A 19835-nucleotide genomic window follows, 5' to 3' on the forward strand; every position below is an offset into this window, starting at 1 on the left:
CTATAGCTGATGATGTAAAAGTTAATGGTGCTGAGCTTAAAGACGGTCTTTTAACAATATCTTGTGAAAGAATAATTCCAGAACATAAAAAAAAGAAGCTTATTGAAATTAAATAAGTCTTAAACCTTGCTTGTGGGGATTTCTCCCCACAAGTTTAAATTAATTATTTCTTTGCCATTATAGCATTTAAAACAAACGCTAGTAATCCAGCAGGTATAAGTCCTGTTGTTAACAATAATTTCAAACTTATTCCAAAATCTGGAATATTTTTTACAAAGTCTGGCAACAATGACATTCCAATTCCAAAAGATAGAGATAGAGCTAAGATTAATAAATTTCTTTGATCCATTTCTGCTCTTGAAATCAATTTAATACCAGCAGCTACAATCATACCAAACATAATGATTGCTGCTCCACCAATCACAGACTCAGGCATTGCAGCGATTATTCCACCTAATTTTGGAAATAATCCCATTAGAACCAAAACTATTCCAGCTATAGTTCCAACGTGTCTACTTACAACTCCTGTAAAAGCAACTAGTCCAGCATTTTGTGAATAAGATGTATTTGGCATCGCATTAAATATTGCACCAAATGCAGTACCAACACCATCTGCCATAATTCCACCTGATATTTCTTTATCCGTTGCTTCTCGTTTAGCACCACCCATTGTCGTAGCACTAATATCTCCAATTGTTTCAATTGTTGTAACAATTGACATAAACAACATTAGAATTATTGCACCAGGTACAAAATCAATTCCATATTGAAGTGGCATTGGAAATGCAAACCATGATGCGGAAGCAATTTTTCCATAGTTAACCATTCCTAGTGCTGCTGCAACTATGAAGCCGGCTACTATTCCAATTAAAATTGATCCTGCAGAAGCCATTCCTTTGCCTCTAAGATTAAAAAAGATAGCAACTATAAACACTGTGAAAGCGACCGTTAAGTGATTTGCATTTGCAAAGATTTCAGGTTTATTGTTCATTAACCATCCACCTCCACCAGCATACATGAAGCCAACTTTAAGCAAACTAAATCCGATCATTAACACAACTATACCGGTGACTAATGGTGGGAATAGATGCCTTATTGGTTTTAAAACTTTTCCAATAAAAATTTGAAAAATTCCTCCAATAAATGCAGCTGTAAATACTGCACCCAATCCTGCTGCTTTAAATGGTAGCATAATCGGTATAAACGCAAAACTTGTTCCTTGAACAATAGGAAGTCTTGCACCAATTTCTTTGTATCCAACAGTTTGAATAATTGTCGCAACTCCCGCTACAAACAAAGCCATTTGAATCAAAAATATTTTTTGTTCAGGCGTTTGACCAAAAACTCCAGCCACAATAATAGGAACAGTTATATTACCAGCAAACATTGCTAGCACATGCTGAATTCCCAAAGGTATGGATTTATTTAATGGAAGCTTCTTGTCTGGACTGTTTGCAGAAGAGCCCGCTTTTGTTTTTCTTGAAGCCATATAACCTCCGTCGTTAACTAAATAGACGTTATATTATTGGCTATGAATTAAAATAAAAAAACTGATAATTTTAAAATAACTCCACTTTAGATAATAAAAAAAACCTATTATGAGCAGATTTATTTTAATAATAAATTTTAAAAGCAACCGTTTGAAACGAAGCCTATAACTATATTTTCTGAATTTATTTCAAATCTTCGCTCACAAGGAACAAGGTATTTTTTGCTATTATAAACTAGCTCAAAATTCCCTTTTGCATTTTTAAAATCCTCATCTGGTTTTCCAAGCTCCATTTGAAGTTCACTAGAAGATTTTCCAAGGAATTTGCTTAATTTTTCATTTTCTTTTTCAACAATAGCATCTGTTTTATCTTTTACAGTTTGACACCCTGAAAAAAAAATTATGATAATCAAAAGACTTATTGCTGATTTAAATTTTGTCATAAGTTTAAATTAACTTTTTTGTTTAATAAATTATTAACTCTTAAGTTGTATAAATAATTTATTTCTTATTACATTTAAGTTTAATTATAGTAACAATTGTGTTCTTTATTTGATGGTTCAAGAATATGAATGAAAAAACCCTAGAAAAGATACTAAATATATTTTCAAAAGAAGTTTTACCTCTTACTGAAAAAGGTGTTGCTAAAGGTAGTAAAATATTTGGTGCAGCAATAATTAAAAAAGATGATTTATCGCTTGTAGTTGCAGAAACAAACAATGAAATAGAAAATCCATTGTGGCATGGTGAAATGCATGCTCTTAAAAAATTTTATGAATTAGATACAAATACAAGACCAAAAGAAAAAGACTGCATGTTCTTAAGTTCACATGAGCCCTGCAGTATGTGTTTGAGTGCAATCACATTTTCTGGATTTGATAATTTTTATTATTTGTTTCCGTATACTGACACAAATGAGAAATTTAATATTCCACATGATTTAAATATACTCAAAGAAGTATTCAAAATTAATGATGGAGAATATAATAAAGAAAATTCTTATTGGAAAAGTCAAAATATAAACTTACTTATTGAAAATTTACCTACTTCAAAAAAAGAAAGTATTTTAAAACAATTAAATGAAATTAAAAAAAAATATCAAATTTTATCAAATCAATATCAGGAAAATAAGGATGGAAATTCTATACCATTAAATTAAGTAATGAATACAAACCTTAAAATTTCAAATGTAACTAAAATATATCCTGGGTGTGTTGCAAACGACAATGTTTCACTCGAATTTAATAGTGGTAAAATTTATGCTCTTCTTGGAGAAAATGGTGCTGGAAAATCTACACTAGTTAAAATTCTATCAGGCGTCATCATTCCTGACGAAGGTAAAATTTATTTAAATGAAAATAATCTAAAGCTTAATTCGCCATTAGATGCAAAAAAAAATGATATCGGAATGGTATTCCAGCATTTTAATCTTTTTGAAACTTTGTCCGTATTTGAAAACTTAATAATAGATTCAGATGAACAAAGGGAAAGTTTAAGAGAAAAAATTGATACAATTATGAAAAAATATAATTTTTCAATTGATCTTAATATTCCTGTTCTAAATCTATCAGCAGGTCAAAAACAGAAAGTGGAAATAATAAGATGTCTAATAAGGAGTCCAAAAGTTTTAATTATGGATGAACCAACATCTGTATTAACAGAACAAGAAACGAGTGAATTATTCTTATCTTTGAAAAAATTTTCAGAAGAAGGAATTTTAATTATTTATATTACACATAAACTAAAGGAAGTTATGCAGCTTTGTGATGAAGTTGCTGTAATGAGAAGAGGAAAGTTAGTTTCTGTAAGTGAAATAAAGAACGAAAATGTTGAGTCACTTGCTAACAAAATGGTGGGTCAGAACCTAAAAACAATTAAGAAAAAAAAAGCAAAAACTTCATCAGATCAATTAATTAAAATAACAAATCTTAATTTTACAAGTGAAGATCCTTTTGAAACAAATTTAATAGATATTAATTTTTCTGTTAATAGAGGAGAGTGTTTAGGAATTGCTGGTATATCAGGGAACGGACAAAGTGAATTATTTCGAGTATTAAGTGGTGAAATTATTTCGGAAAAGAACTCTATAGAATTTAACAATAATTACATAGGAGATTTAAATCCTCAAGAAAGAAGAGAATATTTGATGGCCTTTTCTCCAGAGGATAGGCTTGAGCAGGCTGCAATTCCACAAATGAAAATTTTTGAAAATGTAGCTCTAAACAATTTTAAATCATCAAATTTTTTTAATAATGGATTAATAAACGAAAACAAAATTAAAGAGCATTCCAAAAAAATAATTTCAGATTTTAATGTTAATACGGACAACATTGAATTAAAAAGCCAATTTTTGTCTGGAGGTAATCTTCAAAAATTAATTATTGGAAGAGAATTAATAACTTCTCCAGATTTATTAATTTGTTTTAATCCAACTTGGGGTCTAGATGTTGGGGCAATAAATTATATCCACGAAACATTGATTAAAATCAATGAACAAAATAAATCAATTATATTAATATCTACAGACACTGATGAATTATTAAAATTAAGTGATAAAATTTCAGTAATTCATAAAGGAAAATTGTCAAAAATTATGAATGCTGAAGAAGTTACCTCTGAAAAACTTGGGATACTAATGGGAGGAGCAGATTGATTAAAATCGTAAAAAGAGATCAACCATCAAGAGCTATTTTTTTCTTTACACCTGTGTTAGCTATCTTTCTAACATTAGTAGCGGGAGGTTTGATTTTTTTTATTTTAGGTTTTAAACCATTTGAAGCTCTTAAATTTTTTTTCATAGTTCCAATTGCAGATAAATATGGTTTCAGTGAATTACTATTAAAAGCTACACCTCTTTGTTTAATAGCAATCGGTTTATCTTTTTGTTTTAAAAGTAATAACTGGAATATTGGAGCCGAAGGACAATTAACTTTCGGGGCGATAGTTTCGGGAGGAGTTGCATTATTGTTTTATGAGCAAGAAGGATTTTACATTCTTCCAATAGTAATTTTAGCTGGTGCAATCGGTGGTATGCTGTATGCATCAATACCTGCAATCTTAAAAACTTACTTTAATACAAATGAAATATTAGTAAGTCTTATGTTGGTATATGTCTCAAAATTAATTTTGGACTACCTTGTTGTTGGTCCGTGGAGTAATCCAGAGGGATTTAATTTTCCTGAAACTAGACAGTTCAGTGAATCTGCTAAACTTCCGTTGTTATTTGAAGGACTGAGAATTCACGCGGGTATATTTTTAGCTTTAGCTGCGGTGGTTATCAGTTGGTTTGTTTTTTATAAAACGTATTTAGGGTTCCAAATGAAAGTTTCGGGTTTTAGTTTAAAGACAGCAAAATATGCCGGATACAAAGGTAAAAAAATGATCATCCTCGTTTTTCTAATAAGTGGTGCTTGCGCAGGTTTAGCTGGAGTTGGAGAGATAACTGGACCAATTGGACAGCTTCATAGAGAAATTTCTCCAGATTATGGTTTTACTGCTATAATTGTAGCGTTTTTGGGTCGTTTACATCCTGTTGGTATCATCTTTGCATCTCTAGTTGTTGCAATAACTTATCTGGGTGCTGAGACAGCTCAAATATTTATGCAAATACCTAAATATACTGGTCAGGTTTTTCAAGGAATGATTTTATTTTTTCTTCTTGCATCGGATTATTTACTTTTTTTCAAAATTAAATTCATAGGTTTAAAAAAATGATCATCGATATAAATTTTATTGGACTGATAATTGCATCAATCATGGCCTCTGCTGTTCCTTTAATCCTAGCGTCTTGTGGTGAACTGATTACAGAAAGGTCTGGAGTTTTAAACCTTGGTGTTGAAGGAATGATGATCATTGGTGCTATTTCAGGTTTCGCGTTAATGACTGTTACAGGAAGTTTAATTATTGCAATTTTTGGTGCAATGTTAGCTGGAGTTTTAATTTCAACTATTTTTGCATTCCTGACTCAAACATTGATCACAAATCATGTTGCTACTGGTTTGGCGCTTACAATATTTGGAATTGGTATTTCTGCGATGATAGGAAAAAATTTTGTAGGTATTCCTGGAAAAGAGTTTCCTGTTATATTTGAAGGTTTAAAAGACACAATACCACTTTTAGGTCCAATATTATTTGGGCATTCAATTGTTTTTTATTTTGCTTTTGCCCTTCCCTTTATAACTAGCTATTTTTTAAAAAAAACGAAAATTGGATTAATTGTAAGAGCTGTAGGAGACTCACCTGAGTCTGCATCTAATCAAGGAATAAATGTTAGGCTAGTTCGTTACGCTTGTATACTTTATGGAGGCGCAATGAGTGGACTTGCTGGTGCATATTTATCTATGATTTATACTCCTCAGTGGATTGAAAATATGACAGGTGGAAGAGGTTGGATCGCATTGGCTTTGGTGGTTTTCTCAACGTGGAACCCAATTAAAATTTTGATTGGTGCTATGATTTTTGGTGGCTTAACAATTATTCAGTTTCATATGCAAGCAATTGGAGTAAGGATTCCTGTGCAATTTTTAACAGCTCTACCTTACATCGTTACTATAATAGTTTTAGTTGTAATTTCTCGTGATAGTAGAAAAATAAGACTAAGTACTCCGAGTTCATTGGGGAAATCTTTTCATAAAGACAATTAATTTAAAAATAATCATTTTTTTTTAGATAATTTAATTTAAATTTAAATAATTAAAAAATCAAAAGGGGAAATAAATTTATGCATAAATTTTTAATTCGTTCTTTCGTCTCTTCTTTAGTTTTATTATTTACATTAACTGTAGCTGCAGTTGCCAAAGATGTTAAAGCAGCTTTTGTTTATATTGGTCCAACTGGTGACCATGGATGGACATATCAGCATGATGTAGGTAGAAAAGCTGTTGAAGCTGCCGGATTTAAAACAACTTACGTAGAAGGTGTTCCAGAAAGTGCCGATGCTGAAAGGGTTCTTAGACAATTAGCTAACTCTGGTCATGATGTTATCTTTACAACTAGTTTTGGATATATGAATCCAACTAACAAAGTTGCAAAAGAGTTTCCAAATGTAAAATTTGAACATGCTACTGGATACAAAAGAGAACATCCAAATGTTTCAACATACGCAGCTAGATTCTACGAAGGTAGAACTATCTTAGGAACAATTGCTGGAACTATGACAAAATCAAATGTTATTGGATATGTTGCATCTTTTCCAATTCCTGAAGTTATCAGAGGTATCAATTCATTTACTTTAGCAGCTCAAAAAGTTAACCCAAATATTAAAACTAAAATTGTTTGGGCTTTCACTTGGTATGACCCAGGTAAAGAAGCAGAGGCAGCAAAAGCTTTAATCGATCAAGGTGCTGATGTAATTGCTCAACATACAGATAGTACTGCTATTGTTCAAATGGCTGAAAAAGCTGGAGTATATGCTTTTGGACAAGCAAGTGATATGGACAAGTTTGCTCCTAAAGCTGTATTGACTTCAGTTGAAAACAATTGGGGGCCATATTACGTAGACAGAGTTAAAGCTGTTGCGAACGGTACATGGAGCCAAAAAGATACTTGGCATGGTATTGGAGATGGTATGGTTGTGATATCAGATTTAGATTCACAAATGCCAGCTGACCTAAGATCAAAAGTTAAAAAACTTCAAGCGGATTTAGCATCTGGTAAAGTTCATTCTTTCACTGGACCAATTTATGATCAGAAAGGTAACTTGATGGTTGCTGAAGGAAAAACTGCAGATGATGGAATGCTTGCAGGAATGATGACTTACGTTAAAGGTGTTGAAGGAGATATACCTAAGTAATCAGTTTCCAATTTAAAAAATTTAAAAGGCCGGTTTTTTAACTGGCCTTTTTTATATCTGATGTTTTTTTTTGATTTCTTCAATCCTTAATTCTTCGTAAATTTCGAAGGGTTGTACTATCCAGGGATTATCAGGAAGTCTATTTGCACAAAAGTCTGGCTCAAATGTTGATTTCTTTTTTTTAAACAATGTTGCTGTTTTAATATCTTCTATTTTATCCTTAATGGGTTCGTATTTTTTTAACCAATCTATACTTTTGTTAAAAGTGATTCCTGTATCAGATAAATCATCACATAAAAGTATTTTTCCACCCATATTAGGTGCTATCGAACTCATTTCTCTTGAAAACACAATATCACCCTGCTCATCCTCTACTCCCTTACCACTGTAAGACTCAACTGCTAGATATGCACATTTTAATTTAAAAATTCTACTTAAAACATCTATCATCGGCGCTGCTCCACGCATGATACCAACTAGTATTGTTGGTTTATATCCGCTCTCATCAATTTGGATTGCAAGTTTCTCAACAGTTTTGTTATACTCATCCCAGCTAACAATCATTTTTTCAGACATAATTTTTTATATCTAGTTATTTAAATAATAAAACTAAAACTGCAAGAACGATAAGTGCTATTATTGAAGAAATTAAAATATACAACCTATGAATGTTTCTTCCTCTTAAATTAAAATAATGTCTTGCTACTCCAGAAATAACAGCAATCGCACATAATATTAACCAATTATATTGGTGATAAACTAAAAAACTCGAATGCCCAGAAAGCATTATAAACAAAACTAAAAAAGTTGAATAATTATTGTGAATAGATCTTTGTTTAGCTGCTAAAGATAAGCTCATATCAAATTTTTCACCTCTTTCGCTGCTACTAATTATGTTCATTTGATTAGGGATGATTACCGTGAAAACATTACCAAACATATTGGATCCAATGATTAATCCAACACTTAAAATTGCAAATTTCGGTCCAAATAATTTTGTAAGTCCAAATGATACAACTGCCAGCAAAATTATTCCCGTGGATATAAATAAAATATTATTCTCAATTAATTTTGATTTGCATAAAAGATCATAAATAAACCAAGCTACAATCAATGATAAAAGTGAGATAATAATAGCATAACTTGGAGGCATTAACAGAACACGCTTATCAACCATCAATACTCCAGCGTTATAATAGTAAATTACAACTAAGAGCAACATTCCAGTTACAAAAGTTAAGTAACTTTGCCACTTAAAGATTACTAATCTATTTAAGTAATCCTGAGGTGGAGATGTTTTCAACCTCGAAAGTTTGTAAAAAAAACCTGAATGCATCAGATATCCTTCACCATCGATATCATCACTTGTTATATTTTTATTTAAATTATTATCTAAGTAATTAAATAAAAAACTATTACCTACCCATAATATTGCAAACAAGACATGGCCCCATCTTAAAATAACTTCTAACCATTTTATTGTATAAGGTAAAAATTCCATCAATATTTAATTTTATCTACTTTTTTATCCCAAATTTCAAATGCTTTTAAAGCTTCATCTCTAAGCATTTGTACCATTTTAATTTTCCTATCATCAATTTTTTTTGGAATTTCTGAATAAATAAACGAGTCATCGAAATCTATATTTTTTGCATCTTCTCTTGTATTTGCATAATATATTTTATCTAACCTTGACCAATAAATTGCTGAAAGACACATCGGGCAAGGTTCACAAGATGTATAAATCTCACACCCAGAAAGATCAAAAGTATTTAAATTTTTACAGGCTTCTCGAATTGCTACTATTTCTCCATGAGCAGTTGGATCATTTGAAGAAGTAACTTTATTAGAACCCTCTGCAATAATCTTATCATTCTTAACTATAACGCTTCCAAAGGGACCTCCAATAGTATTCGCACTATTAATTGATAGCTCAATGGCTTTTGCCATAAATTTTTTCTTATCTTCCATTTTAATTTTTAATTTTATTTTTAATTTTGTTGATACTCATTAAAATTCTTTCAGGTGTTGCCGGTGCATTAAGTTCTGGTGCAAACTGATAATTTCCAATTGAAGCAACTGCATCTTTAATTGCATAAAAAACACTCATGGCTAGCATCAAAGGAGGTTCACCAGTTGTTTTTGCTTTATTAACAACTTTTTCTTTGTTTAATCCCTCTTTAAAAATTTCTACATTAAATTTTTTTGGAATATCGCTTACTGCAGGTATTTTATATGTCGATGGAGAAAAAGTTGTAATCTGACCATCTGATTTCCACTTTAATTCTTCTATTGTTAGCCAACCTTGTCCTTGAACAAAGCCACCCTCAATCTGACCTAATTCTAGTGCTGGATTTATTGGTTTGCCGGCATCATGCAAGATATCCACTCTTTCTAATATATTTTCACCCGTTAAAGTATCTACAGTTACTTCCGAAACAGCTGCTCCGTAACAAAAGTAATAAAAAGGTCTTCCTCTAAATTTTTTTTTATCAAAATTAATTTTTGGTGTTGAATAGAAGCCTGATGACGAAAGAGATATTCTATTTAAATATGCCTCTTGAATTATACTTTTAAATTCGAATTGTCTGTTTCCAAATATTATATATTGGTCTTTATATACTGCCTCTTGATTGAAGATCTTATATTTTTTCTTAATAAATTTTTCTAAATTTAATTTAATTTTTGCTACTGCATTTAGAGCTGCTGCTCCATTAAGGTCTGTAGTAGATGAAGCGGCGCTAGCTGAAGTATTTGGAACCTTAGCCGTATTTGTTGATGAAATGTGAACTAAACTATAGGGTAATCCTAAAGAATTAGCTACTAATTGAGCTATCTTTGTATGGGTCCCCTGGCCCATTTCAATACCTCCATGATTTAAATGAATACTTCCATCTGTATAAATATGAACTAAGGCTCCAGCTTGATTTAAATGAATTGTTGTAAATGAAATACCAAATTTTAAAGGTGTAATAGCTATACCCTTCTTTTTAAATTTATTTTTTTCATTAAATTTTCTTATATCCAAATATCTTTTCTTGTAATTAGATTTACTTTCTAATTTTTTAAATATTTCATTAATGACATTATCTTCAACAGTCATTCCATAATGAGTTACATTCCTTTTATCTTTTTGATAAAAATTTTTCTTTCTGACTTCTATAGGATCTTTTTTTAAATACCTTGATATATTATCTATAACATTTTCTATGGCCATCATCCCTTGATTTCCACCAAAGCCTCTAAATGCAGTTGAAGTTGGAATATTTGTTTTGCATAGATTATTTGTTATCTCAATATCTGAAATATAATATGCATTGTCTACATGAAGCAAAGCTCTTTCATTTATTGCAGCTGATAAATCAGGTGACATTCCACAATTTGAAGATAAGTTTAATTTTAATCCCTGGATAATTCCTTCATCATCAAAACCAACTTCATATTCAGATAAAAATTCATGCCTCTTGCCAGTTAAAATTATATCATCATCTCTATCTAATCTTAATTTGACTGGCTGCCCAGATTTTTTTGCCAACAACGCACAAATACACGCTGTCATAAAATTTGTTTCCTTTCCCCCAAACCCACCTCCAATTCTTCTGACTTCAACATTTATTGAATTGCTTTTTTGATTAAACATTTTTGCAATTAATTGTTGTGTTTCCGATGGATGTTGCGTCGAACTATAAACTAAAAAATTATCATCTTCTTTAGGAATAACAAAAGCTGCCTGGCCCTCTAAATAAAAGTGCTCTTGGCTTCCAGTTGTAAAATTTCCTTTTAAATTGTTTTTTGAATTTTTTATTTTTTTAGAAGGGTTACCTTTTTTAACTTTTCTAGGTTTAAATAAAAATTGCCTCTTATTTAAAGCTTCTTTTATTGTGATAACCGGTTTTAAATCTTTATAGGTAACTTTGGCTTTTAATACTGCCTTTCTAGCAAGTTCTGTAGTTGTGGCAGCCACAGCGAATAATGGCTGACCAAAAAACTCTACTTTTTTTTCTGGAAAAATTGGATCACCTTCAAAGACTGGACCTACGTCATTTCTACCAGGGATATCTTTTTGTGTAACTACTGATATCACTCCCTCACTTTTTTTTACTTCAGTGAGGTCTATATTTTTGATTATTGCATAGGCTTTTTTGCTTAAACCAATAGCACCATAAATTGTATTTTTTGGCTCATTAATATCATCTGTGTACTCTGCATATCCACTCACATGCTTATAGGCACTATCATGTGGTCTTATTTCCTCGATGTAGTTCTCTTTGCTCATTTAATTTACTCTAGATAACTTATTAGAATTTATTTCTACGAAACATTTCATCAATAAATTTTTTGCTATCTCTAGTCTGTATTCTTTACTAGCTCTCATATCTCCAATAGGACTTAAATCTTTTTCTAAATATTTTTTTGCTTGATCAAAAGTATTGATGGTAAGTGGCTTATTTTTAAGAATTTTTTCACATGCTACAGCTCTTTTTGGTACAGCAGCCATACCTCCATATGCAATATAAACCTCTTTAATTTTATTATTATTAATCTCGAAATTAAAAGATCCACAAACAGATGAAATATCATCATCAAACCTTTTTGAGATCTTAAATGCCTTAAAAATATTTTTCTTAAGTAATGGTATTTTAATTGAGTGTATAAATTCATTGTTTTTTAATTTAGTTTTTCTGTAATCAAGAAAAAAATTATTTAAAGGTAATACTTTCCTTTTATTAAAACTTTCAATTAAAACCTCTGCGTTTAATGATAGTAGAATTGGCAATGAATCTCCTATTGGTGATGCGGTTGCAATATTGCCACCTATAGTTCCCACATTTCGAATTTGAACAGAACCATATCTCTTAAGAACCGAATGAAAATCTGGATAATATTTTTTAATTTCTTTTTCAAATTTTATTAAAGGTGTAGCGGAACCAACTTCTAGATAATTTTTACTTACTTTGATAAAATCTAATTCATTAATTTCTTTTAAATCAATTATAAATGGAATTTCTTTTCTCTCTTTTGTAACTTTTAAAGATAAGTCAGTACCTCCAGCAAGAAAACTAAAATTAGAATGTTTTTTAATTATATCTTTTAAATCTTTAATATTTTTTGGTGAAAAATAAACTTTATCATCTTTTTTAATATAAATATTTTTTGGTTTAATTTTTTTTAATTGCTGAATAATTTTATTTTTATTTTTAGAAAATTGATCATCTTTATTTATTTTATTTAAACTTTTTGCAGCATCAATTATGGGTCTGTAACCAGTACAACGACATAAATTACCGGATATAGAATCTGATATTAATTCATTGTTAAGATTTTTGTTATTTTTAAACATTGAAAATAACGACATAACAAATCCTGGAGTGCAGAAACCACATTGAGATCCATGAAATTTCACCATTGCATCTTGCACAGGATGAAGTTGTCCATTTTTAGAAACTAAATCTTCGACAATTATAAGTTGTTTACCATTCAGTGTTGGGACAAACGAAATACAAGAATTAATTGCTTTATATTCAATTTTATTATCGACTAATTCACCTAAAACAATTGTACATGCGCCACAACCACCTTCTGAACATCCTTCTTTAGTTCCAGTCTTTTTCAATTCAGTTCTAATATAATTAAGTAACGTTTGATTTGGATCGGGATTTTTGATTACTATAAGCTTGTCATTTAATAGAAATTTAACAGAACTCGATATCACTTAACTACCTCTATAAGTAGAATAACTCCAAGGTGAAACAAGTAAAGGAACATGATAATGCTGTGAGGGATCTGAAATACCAAATCTTATAACAACATCATCCAAGAATGGTACATCGCTACCTGAAGATATATTTTTAAAATAGTCACCAATATGAAAAATTAATTCATATTTACCCTTAATAAAAACATCTCCCTCTGCTAATGGTGAATTAGCTCTACCATCGTCATTAAGTTTTGTTGACGTTAATTTTTTTCGTTCTGAATTATTAATATAAAACAACTCAACTAGAATACCTTTGCCAGGTTTACCAGAATACACATCTAAAACATGAGTTGTGAGCTTTGTCATAAAATTATAGTATCATTTAATTTCAAACTTAAATTTTTAAAAGTTATATGAGAACAATAGATAACATTAACGATCTTAACAAGTCTGATTTTTTGTCTATATTTGGTAATGTTTTTGAAAAAACTGAGTCAGTTGCTATGGAAGCTTTTGAGTCAAAACCATTTAAAAACTTTGAAGATATTGTGTCTAAAATGCTAAATATTTATGAAAATTATGAAAAGAATAAAATTTTAGAGATTTTAAATGCTCATCCTGAGCTTGCTGTAGCAAAAAAAATGACCTCTGAATCTATATCAGAGCAAGCCTCTGCAAAATTAAACCAATGTTCTAATGATGAATATGAAGAATTTAAAAAATTAAATTCAGAATATAAAAAAAAGTTTAATTTTCCTTTTATAATCGCCGTAAAAGGTAAAGATAAAAATGAAATTTTGAATAATTTTAGACAAAGAATACAAAGTGATGTAGAAAGTGAATTCCTTGAAGCAAAAAAACAAGTAAAAAAAATCGCAACCTTTCGTTTAAATGAAATAAATAAAAAATGAAAAAATTCATAAGTGCAAAGATGATTAACTTAGCAGATCCAAGAATTGGATCTAAAATTATATTTAAGACTGATGACTTTTTTGCAGCTGCTCATAGAATATTAAATATCGAAACTCCAATTTTCAAAGACGGACTATTTGACAAACATGGTAAATGGATGGATGGATGGGAAACAAGAAGAAGAAGGTCAAAAGGTTTTGATTATTTAATTCTAAAACTTGGTAAACCTGGAAAGATATTTGATATAGACATTGACACAACACACTTCAATGGAAACCAACCTACACATGCTTCGTTAGAGGGTTGCTTTAGTAAAACAAAGCCTAATAAGAAAACAAAATGGATTTCTTTACTGAGCAAAAAAAAACTTGGGCCAAGCCGAAACCATAGCTTCAAATCAAACAACAAATCTGTTTTTAATTACATAAGACTAAACATTTTTCCTGATGGTGGAGTTGCAAGACTAAGGCTTTATGGAACAATTGAAATGGAGAAAAACTTTTTAAATAACAAAACTATTAACCTTACATCTGTTTTAAATGGTGCTTCAATTATTGGTTGTAATAATGAACATTTTGGTAGAGCTGAAAATATCATAGCACCTGGTAAAGGAAAAAATATGGGAGATGGTTGGGAAACAAGAAGAAGTAGAGGAAAAAACTTTGATTGGCTTATAATAAAATTTGGAAAACCAGGATTGATAAAAAAATTAGAAATAGATACCCATCATTTTAAAGGAAACTACCCCGATAGTTGCTCAATTCAAACCGCAAGTATCACGAAAGAAATGTCCAATAAATCAATCGTCAATAATTCAAAAAATTGGAAGTTTATTTTAAATAAGTCAAAACTCTCAGCTCACAAGAAACATATTTTTAAAAAATTCTTAATTAAAAGAAGTAAGGAAAATTATCTTAAAATAAATATCTATCCAGATGGTGGAATTTCAAGAATAAGGGCATTCGGGAATTTTGTAAAATGAAAGTAATAAAAGCAAAAAAAATTACTAAAAAAAATTTTTCTAAATTTGGTCAATTAATAGATACATCAAAAAAAAATCCTATAAATATTAATGATGGTTATGCAAAAAGATTTGATAATTTGATAAACTTAGATGCATCTAAAAACAAAGGGAAAGCAATTGTTAGTATTTTTAAAGCGAAAAAAAGAAATTTTCCTATGAAAATTGATATGATGGAAAAACATCCTTTAGGAAGCCAAGCCTTTATACCAATGGAAGATACAAAATTTTTAGTATTTGTAGCGCCAAAAGGAAATAAACCAGATGTAAATAAAATCCAATCTTTTGTGGTCCCGAAACAAACTGGAGTTAATTACAATGCTGGTATTTGGCACTTTCCGCTTATTTCTATAAAAAATATGAATTTTCTAATTGTTGATAGAAAGGGAAAAGGAAACAATCTTGTTATTTATAAATTTAAAAAAGATAAAATTATTTTGAAAAAATGAAAAAAAAATACTCAAGAGATTTAGTGGGATATGGTTCCAAAAGAGTTAAGGTAAAGTGGCCTGGTAATGCTAAGTTGGCTTTGCAATTTGTGCTTAATTATGAGGAGGGAGCAGAAAATTGTACTCTTCATGGTGATAAAACTTCAGAAGTATTTTTATCAGAAATAATAGGGGCAAAACCAATTAAAGGTCGACACTTAAATATGGAATCAATTTATGAATACGGATCAAGAAGAGGGTTTTGGAGAATTCATGATCTATTTAATAAAAAGAAAATTCCACTTACTATTTTTGGAGTTGGTATGGCATTGGAAAGAAATAAAGAAGTTTGTTTGGCTATAAAAAAAGCAAATTATGAAGTTGCTAGTCACGGGTGGAGATGGATTGACTATCAAAATGTATCAAAGAAAAAAGAAAAGAATGATATGAAGCTTGCAGTCAAATCTATAAAAAAGATTTTTGGTAATCAACCTACTGGTTGGTACACTGGTAGGTGCAGCGAAAATACTTTAGATTTAGTAATTGATAATGGTAATTTTTTATACTGTAGTGACACATACAGTGATGATCTCCCTTACTGGATAAAAAAAGGTAATAAAAAACAACTAATGGTTCCTTACACACTTGATAACAATGATATGAGGTTTGCAACCAATCAAGGATTTAATTCGGGTGAACAATTTTATAATTATTTAAAAGATAGTTTCGATGCTCTTTATGAAGAAGGAAAAACCTCACCAAAGATGATGTCAGTTGGCTTGCATTGTAGATTAATTGGAAGGCCTGGTAGAATACAGTCCCTTAAAAAATTTTTAAACTATATCGCAAAATTTAAAGACATATGGATCTGCAAAAGAGTGGATATAGCTAAACATTGGATAAAAAATTATAGTTAAAATTTTATTATTGTTCTGCAGCTATTGAAGTGTAGTGAGCAACTGCTTCTATTTCCTCGTCAGTTAGTATACCCTCCATTGCGGGCATTACTCCTATGCCGTTTCTAACTGCCATTATAATTCTTTGAATATCAGGTCTGATTTCATTTAAATTTGGACCAACCATTGCGTTCGATCCAGCATCTGAGAGCATGTGGCATGCTACGCAATTACCAGCTCCTAGAAAAACTTCTTTTCCTTTATTAAATAATTCATCAGCATTAACTTGAGTTAATGATGAAAATATCAAAAATAATGATGCACCAAAGGTATTTAAAAATAATTTTTTCACATAAATTTGGTATCATAATTAAAAAAATTTAAAAAGGAGAATTATGAAAGCTTATTGGATTGCGAATTATACTGAGATAAAAGATGACGAAAGACTTAAAAAATATGCTGTCAAAGCTAAAGAAGCGGTTGAAAAATATTCTGGAAAAATAATAGCAAGAAGTGCAAACAATATAACTTTGGAAGGCAGGGAAATGGTCAGAGTAGCTCTCGCAGAATTTCCAGACATAGAAACTGCAAAAAATTGTTATAATTCTGAAGAGTATGTTGAAGCTAGAAAACATTTGGAAAATAATGCTACTAGAGAACACATAATTTTTGAAGGAATGTAACATAATAAATTTTTAATATTTAAGTGAAGAGTATGAAGATATTTGATTGTTTTATGTATTTTGATGAGGAAATGATTTTAGATCTTAGACTAAATATTTTAAACAAATATGTTGATTATTTTGTAATCGTCGAAAGTACATTTACTCATCGTGGAGAGAAAAGAGAATTAAATTTTAATCAAAATAAGTTTGAGCGCTTTAAAGATAAAATTATTTATCTCATTTATGATCAAGTCCCAGAAAATGTAAAGAATATCAGTGAAAAAGATACGGAGATACAAAAATCAAGTAAATTGATTATGAATGCAATTTTTAGAGAGAATAGTCAAAGAAATTTTATTTCGAAAGGTTTGAAAATTGCTGAAAGTGAAGATATCGTTTTGATATCAGATGTAGACGAGATACCAAACTTAGATAATTTAAATTTTGCTCAAATAAATCAAAAAATTTTTTTATTTGAACAAGATATGTTTTATTACAAATTTAATTTAAAATTACCCAACTTATCTTGGAAAGGAACTAAGGGCTGTAGAAAGAAACATTTAAAAAATCCACAATGGTTAAGGAATATAAAAGATCGTAAGTACCCATTTTATAGAATAGATGCTTTTTTTTCTGAAAAAAAATTTATTAATTGTAAGATAATTAAAAATGGAGGATGGCATTTCACCAATATAAAAACAGCTGAAGAAATAAAACATAAATTAAAATCATATCTTCATCATATTGAATTTGACAAAAATCCACTAACTACTGATCAAATTAATGAAATAATTAAAGATAAAATTGCAGTTTATGATTTATCAGTAGATCAAAGAAATAATAAATTAGGTGGAAACAAATTAGAAAATTATCCCATACAAAATTTACCTAAATTTTTAATTGATAATTTAGAGAAATATAAAGAATGGATTGATTGATAATGGGACTCAGTACTGAATAGGCTCTGGATCTATACTTCTCCACAAGTACCAAGTAGCAACTGAACAATAAGGTGAAAACCTTTTATTTAAATATTTAACATAGCTTTCTGGTGGTAGATATTTTTTATCAAAATTTTTTGAAATAGCTCTTAAAAGACCTATATCTTGAATAGGCCAAATATTAGGACGATTATAAGTAAATAACAAAATCATTTCTGCTGACCATCTTCCAATTTGTCTTAATTGAGAGAGATAAATTATGGCATCTTCATCAGACATTTTTGAAATAAGTCTTGGATTAAACTCTTTACTTAATATTTTTTGAGCTAAACTTTTTATTCCTTTTGCTTTCTGTCTACTTAGACCACAACTTTTGAGCTGGATGGTAGATAATTTGCTTACTGTTTTTGCATTAATTCTATTTTTACATTTTTTCTTAAATTTTAAAAAAACTGAATTAGCAGCAGCAACACTAATTTGTTGACCAATTATACTTTTACAGAGCGAGAAGAAAACATCCTTTCTTGATGTTAGAACAGTTTCTGAAGGAGATTTGTATTTTTTAATTAAAGAAGACATGGTTTTGTCTTTTTGAGATAAATATTTTTTTGCTTTATTCCAATATAATGGGGTTTTACTCATGACGTGAAACAGATAGCTTTTTTTTAAAATACATCTCTCTTCTAAATATTATAATAGATGAAACAATAACCAATAAAGCACCTAATAAAGTTTTAAAAGTTGGTATTTCATTCCAAATAAAATATCCAAAAATTATTGCAAATACTAATCCAAGATACTTTAAAGGGGAAACTAAACTTACTTCTGAATATTTGTAAGATTGTGATAACCATAAATTTGCAAGACCACCTAATATACCGACCATAGATAGCAAAAATAAATCAATTAAACTTGGCAGGATCCATCCCTGATAGAAAGATAGAAAACTTAAAAGCATTATTGAGAATGAAAAGAAAAAACTAATCAACCAGGCAGGTTCAGTTGATGACAATTTTCTTATAGCAATAGCAACGTAAGATAGACCTAAGCAAAAAATTATTGGATAAATATAATATAAATTTAAAGAGCTAAAACCTGGTTCAGTTATGAAAATTATACCAACAAATCCAACTAGGACCGCTAACCATCGATAAATACCAACTTTTTCTTTTAATAAAAAAATTGAGAATATTGTTATAAATATCGGTGCTGCAAAAGATATACTTACAACTGTTGCCAAAGGTAAATTTCTTAATGCTACAAATATAGAAACCAAAGCAATTAATCCTGCTAAACATCTTTTAAAATGAAGAAATGGTCTTGTTGTTTTGTAAAAATCTAAATATCTATCTTTAGGAATAAGAAATAAAATAGGAATTATTCCACAAAATCCTCTGAAAAATAATACTTGTCCAACGGGATAATCATCAGACCATTTAACAATCACATCCATAAGTGAAAATGCACATACCGATATGAACATGTAAAAAAAGCCTAATTGATTTTTTGATAGCATATGATTAACTTTAGATTAATTAAGTTAATTATCAATGGAAATAGCAATTTTAGGATTAGGATGTTTTTGGGGACCAGAAATTAAGTTTAGTAAACTTGATGGAGTTATAAAAACAGAAGTAGGTTATTGTGGAGGTCATAATGCTGAAACCAATTACAAAGAAGTATGCACAGGCACAACAAATCATGCAGAAGTAGTAAAATTAGATTTTGATCCTAAAGTAATATCTTACGAGAAAATTCTTGAATATTTTTTTGAAATTCATGATCCAACAACTTTAAATTCTCAAGGACCAGATTTTGGAACCCAATATAGAAGTGAAATATTTTATTTAAATGATCAGCAAAAAATTATTGCTGAAAAAATGATAGAAAAAGAAAACGTCAAATTATCAGGAAGAGTAGAAACAAAAACTTCTTTAGTTAAAAATTATTGCCCAGCTGAAGAATATCATCAAAGGTATTTGGAAAAAAGATAA

At 29.7% G+C, this 19835-nt stretch carries 23 protein-coding genes and 1 pseudogene; 13 read left to right on the top strand and 11 right to left on the bottom strand.

The genetic code is table 11. The annotated features are described in order from the left end of the window. A pseudogene (locus tag AMN81_RS06455) lies at positions 1 to 116 on the top strand (Hsp20 family protein); the annotation flags it as partial. A 47-nt stretch (positions 117 to 163) separates the two neighbouring features. Here the strand turns inward: AMN81_RS06455 and AMN81_RS00895 are convergent. Then, positions 164 to 1489, bottom strand: a complete 1326-nt coding sequence (locus AMN81_RS00895; RefSeq protein WP_072090263.1) for a uracil-xanthine permease family protein — start codon at positions 1487 to 1489, stop codon at positions 164 to 166. 137 nt (positions 1490 to 1626) lie between these two features. After that, entirely contained in the window at positions 1627 to 1932 is a 306-nt protein-coding gene (locus AMN81_RS00900; RefSeq protein ID WP_072090264.1) for a hypothetical protein, read from the bottom strand. A gap of 125 nt (positions 1933 to 2057) precedes the next feature. Between AMN81_RS00900 and AMN81_RS00905 the strand changes: the two genes are divergently transcribed. The 5 genes from AMN81_RS00905 to AMN81_RS00925 all read left to right on the top strand — a co-directional run bounded on the left by AMN81_RS00905 (position 2058) and on the right by AMN81_RS00925 (position 7280). Beyond that, complete coding sequence (locus AMN81_RS00905) at positions 2058 to 2648, top strand: nucleoside deaminase (protein WP_072090265.1); 591 nt, start codon at positions 2058 to 2060, stop codon at positions 2646 to 2648. Between the two features lie 3 nt (positions 2649 to 2651). Next, the gene (locus tag AMN81_RS00910) at positions 2652 to 4142 is read left to right on the top strand and encodes an ABC transporter ATP-binding protein (RefSeq protein ID WP_072090266.1); all 1491 of its coding nucleotides are present in this window, start codon (positions 2652 to 2654) and stop codon (positions 4140 to 4142) included. Continuing rightward, entirely contained in the window at positions 4139 to 5203 is a 1065-nt protein-coding gene (locus AMN81_RS00915; protein WP_072090267.1) for an ABC transporter permease, read from the top strand. Before AMN81_RS00910 ends, AMN81_RS00915 begins: the two co-directional genes overlap by 4 nt. Before the next feature lie 8 nt (positions 5204 to 5211). Then, a complete protein-coding gene (locus AMN81_RS00920; protein ID WP_425304111.1) occupies positions 5212 to 6132 on the top strand; it encodes an ABC transporter permease in 921 nt (306 codons plus the stop codon). A gap of 77 nt (positions 6133 to 6209) precedes the next feature. Continuing rightward, positions 6210 to 7280, top strand: coding sequence for a BMP family ABC transporter substrate-binding protein (locus AMN81_RS00925; RefSeq protein ID WP_102133207.1), 1071 nt, complete (start codon positions 6210 to 6212; stop codon positions 7278 to 7280). Positions 7281 to 7331: 51 nt separating this feature from the next. On the opposite strand, the gene AMN81_RS00930 is transcribed toward AMN81_RS00925, so the two are convergent. Genes AMN81_RS00930 through uraH form a run of 6 tightly spaced genes read right to left on the bottom strand, consistent with a single transcriptional unit; the run spans position 7332 to position 13344 of the window. Next, on the bottom strand, positions 7332 to 7856 hold the full coding sequence (locus AMN81_RS00930; RefSeq protein WP_072090269.1) for a phosphoribosyltransferase: 525 nt from the start codon (positions 7854 to 7856) through the stop codon (positions 7332 to 7334). 16 nt (positions 7857 to 7872) lie between these two features. Then, positions 7873 to 8781 carry a urate hydroxylase PuuD gene (locus tag AMN81_RS00935; RefSeq protein WP_072090270.1) on the bottom strand — a complete coding sequence of 303 codons (909 nt, stop codon included), beginning with the start codon at positions 8779 to 8781 and terminating at the stop codon, positions 7873 to 7875. Then, positions 8781 to 9251, bottom strand: a complete 471-nt coding sequence (locus AMN81_RS00940; RefSeq protein ID WP_072090271.1) for a nucleoside deaminase — start codon at positions 9249 to 9251, stop codon at positions 8781 to 8783. Before AMN81_RS00940 ends, AMN81_RS00935 begins: the two co-directional genes overlap by 1 nt. Before the next feature lies 1 nt (position 9252). Further along, complete coding sequence (gene xdhB, locus AMN81_RS00945) at positions 9253 to 11556, bottom strand: xanthine dehydrogenase molybdopterin binding subunit (protein WP_072090272.1); 2304 nt, start codon at positions 11554 to 11556, stop codon at positions 9253 to 9255. Further along, on the bottom strand, positions 11557 to 12993 hold the full coding sequence (gene xdhA / locus AMN81_RS00950) for a xanthine dehydrogenase small subunit (RefSeq protein ID WP_072090273.1): 1437 nt from the start codon (positions 12991 to 12993) through the stop codon (positions 11557 to 11559). Then, the gene (gene uraH / locus AMN81_RS00955; RefSeq protein WP_072090274.1) at positions 12994 to 13344 is read right to left on the bottom strand and encodes a hydroxyisourate hydrolase; all 351 of its coding nucleotides are present in this window, start codon (positions 13342 to 13344) and stop codon (positions 12994 to 12996) included. A gap of 47 nt (positions 13345 to 13391) precedes the next feature. Between uraH and uraD the strand changes: the two genes are divergently transcribed. From uraD to puuE, 4 genes are read left to right on the top strand one after another with little or no spacing between them, the layout of a single operon-like run. Further along, positions 13392 to 13889 carry a 2-oxo-4-hydroxy-4-carboxy-5-ureidoimidazoline decarboxylase gene (gene uraD, locus AMN81_RS00960; protein WP_072090275.1) on the top strand — a complete coding sequence of 166 codons (498 nt, stop codon included), beginning with the start codon at positions 13392 to 13394 and terminating at the stop codon, positions 13887 to 13889. Further along, positions 13886 to 14872: an allantoicase gene (alc, locus tag AMN81_RS00965; protein WP_072090276.1), complete on the top strand. Its 987-nt coding sequence runs from the start codon at positions 13886 to 13888 to the stop codon at positions 14870 to 14872. Before uraD ends, alc begins: the two co-directional genes overlap by 4 nt. Next, a complete protein-coding gene (locus AMN81_RS00970; RefSeq protein ID WP_072090277.1) occupies positions 14869 to 15360 on the top strand; it encodes an ureidoglycolate lyase in 492 nt (163 codons plus the stop codon). The genes alc and AMN81_RS00970 overlap by 4 nt, the downstream gene beginning before the upstream one ends. Next, positions 15357 to 16256, top strand: a complete 900-nt coding sequence (gene puuE, locus AMN81_RS00975; protein WP_072090278.1) for an allantoinase PuuE — start codon at positions 15357 to 15359, stop codon at positions 16254 to 16256. The genes AMN81_RS00970 and puuE overlap by 4 nt, the downstream gene beginning before the upstream one ends. Before the next feature lie 7 nt (positions 16257 to 16263). Here the strand turns inward: puuE and AMN81_RS00980 are convergent, their stop codons facing one another. Then, positions 16264 to 16587 carry a c-type cytochrome gene (locus AMN81_RS00980; RefSeq protein ID WP_072090279.1) on the bottom strand — a complete coding sequence of 108 codons (324 nt, stop codon included), beginning with the start codon at positions 16585 to 16587 and terminating at the stop codon, positions 16264 to 16266. 43 nt (positions 16588 to 16630) lie between these two features. On the opposite strand from AMN81_RS00980, the gene AMN81_RS00985 reads away from it, so the two are divergent. Continuing rightward, positions 16631 to 16918, top strand: a complete 288-nt coding sequence (locus AMN81_RS00985; protein WP_072090280.1) for a DUF1330 domain-containing protein — start codon at positions 16631 to 16633, stop codon at positions 16916 to 16918. Between the two features lie 32 nt (positions 16919 to 16950). Then, the gene (locus AMN81_RS00990) at positions 16951 to 17838 is read left to right on the top strand and encodes a glycosyltransferase family 17 protein (RefSeq protein ID WP_072090281.1); all 888 of its coding nucleotides are present in this window, start codon (positions 16951 to 16953) and stop codon (positions 17836 to 17838) included. Between the two features lie 9 nt (positions 17839 to 17847). On the opposite strand, the gene AMN81_RS00995 is transcribed toward AMN81_RS00990, so the two are convergent. Continuing rightward, entirely contained in the window at positions 17848 to 18483 is a 636-nt protein-coding gene (locus AMN81_RS00995; protein WP_072090282.1) for a DNA-3-methyladenine glycosylase family protein, read from the bottom strand. Then, positions 18476 to 19357 carry a DMT family transporter gene (locus AMN81_RS01000; protein ID WP_072090283.1) on the bottom strand — a complete coding sequence of 294 codons (882 nt, stop codon included), beginning with the start codon at positions 19355 to 19357 and terminating at the stop codon, positions 18476 to 18478. The genes AMN81_RS00995 and AMN81_RS01000 overlap by 8 nt, the downstream gene beginning before the upstream one ends. A 34-nt stretch (positions 19358 to 19391) precedes the next feature. Here AMN81_RS01000 and msrA point away from each other — a divergent pair, with 34 nt between their 5' ends. Next, positions 19392 to 19835: a peptide-methionine (S)-S-oxide reductase MsrA gene (msrA, locus tag AMN81_RS01005; protein WP_072090284.1), complete on the top strand. Its 444-nt coding sequence runs from the start codon at positions 19392 to 19394 to the stop codon at positions 19833 to 19835.

Origin of the sequence: Candidatus Pelagibacter communis (assembly GCF_001179845.1) — a bacterium.
Classification (GTDB): Bacteria; Pseudomonadota; Alphaproteobacteria; order Pelagibacterales; family Pelagibacteraceae; genus Pelagibacter; species Pelagibacter ubique_Q.

Bases quoted from the DNA above. Each gene is read 5' to 3' on its own strand.
- AMN81_RS00970 (WP_072090277.1), top strand. From the start codon at position 14,869: ATGAAAGTAATAAAAGCAAAAAAAATTACTAAAAAAAATTTTTCTAAA.
- puuE (WP_072090278.1), top strand. From the start codon at position 15,357: ATGAAAAAAAAATACTCAAGAGATTTAGTGGGATATGGTTCCAAAAGA.
- AMN81_RS00995 (WP_072090282.1), bottom strand. From the start codon at position 18,483: ATGAGTAAAACCCCATTATATTGGAATAAAGCAAAAAAATATTTATCT.
- AMN81_RS00925 (WP_102133207.1), top strand. From the start codon at position 6,210: ATGCATAAATTTTTAATTCGTTCTTTCGTCTCTTCTTTAGTTTTATTA.
- uraD (WP_072090275.1), top strand. From the start codon at position 13,392: ATGAGAACAATAGATAACATTAACGATCTTAACAAGTCTGATTTTTTG.
- xdhB (WP_072090272.1), bottom strand. From the start codon at position 11,556: ATGAGCAAAGAGAACTACATCGAGGAAATAAGACCACATGATAGTGCC.
- alc (WP_072090276.1), top strand. From the start codon at position 13,886: ATGAAAAAATTCATAAGTGCAAAGATGATTAACTTAGCAGATCCAAGA.
- AMN81_RS00905 (WP_072090265.1), top strand. From the start codon at position 2,058: ATGAATGAAAAAACCCTAGAAAAGATACTAAATATATTTTCAAAAGAA.
- msrA (WP_072090284.1), top strand. From the start codon at position 19,392: ATGGAAATAGCAATTTTAGGATTAGGATGTTTTTGGGGACCAGAAATT.
- AMN81_RS00940 (WP_072090271.1), bottom strand. From the start codon at position 9,251: ATGGAAGATAAGAAAAAATTTATGGCAAAAGCCATTGAGCTATCAATT.
- AMN81_RS00935 (WP_072090270.1), bottom strand. From the start codon at position 8,781: ATGGAATTTTTACCTTATACAATAAAATGGTTAGAAGTTATTTTAAGA.
- AMN81_RS00930 (WP_072090269.1), bottom strand. From the start codon at position 7,856: ATGTCTGAAAAAATGATTGTTAGCTGGGATGAGTATAACAAAACTGTT.
- AMN81_RS00985 (WP_072090280.1), top strand. From the start codon at position 16,631: ATGAAAGCTTATTGGATTGCGAATTATACTGAGATAAAAGATGACGAA.
- AMN81_RS01000 (WP_072090283.1), bottom strand. From the start codon at position 19,357: ATGCTATCAAAAAATCAATTAGGCTTTTTTTACATGTTCATATCGGTA.
- AMN81_RS00900 (WP_072090264.1), bottom strand. From the start codon at position 1,932: ATGACAAAATTTAAATCAGCAATAAGTCTTTTGATTATCATAATTTTT.
- AMN81_RS00895 (WP_072090263.1), bottom strand. From the start codon at position 1,489: ATGGCTTCAAGAAAAACAAAAGCGGGCTCTTCTGCAAACAGTCCAGAC.
- uraH (WP_072090274.1), bottom strand. From the start codon at position 13,344: ATGACAAAGCTCACAACTCATGTTTTAGATGTGTATTCTGGTAAACCT.
- AMN81_RS00910 (WP_072090266.1), top strand. From the start codon at position 2,652: ATGAATACAAACCTTAAAATTTCAAATGTAACTAAAATATATCCTGGG.
- AMN81_RS00990 (WP_072090281.1), top strand. From the start codon at position 16,951: ATGAAGATATTTGATTGTTTTATGTATTTTGATGAGGAAATGATTTTA.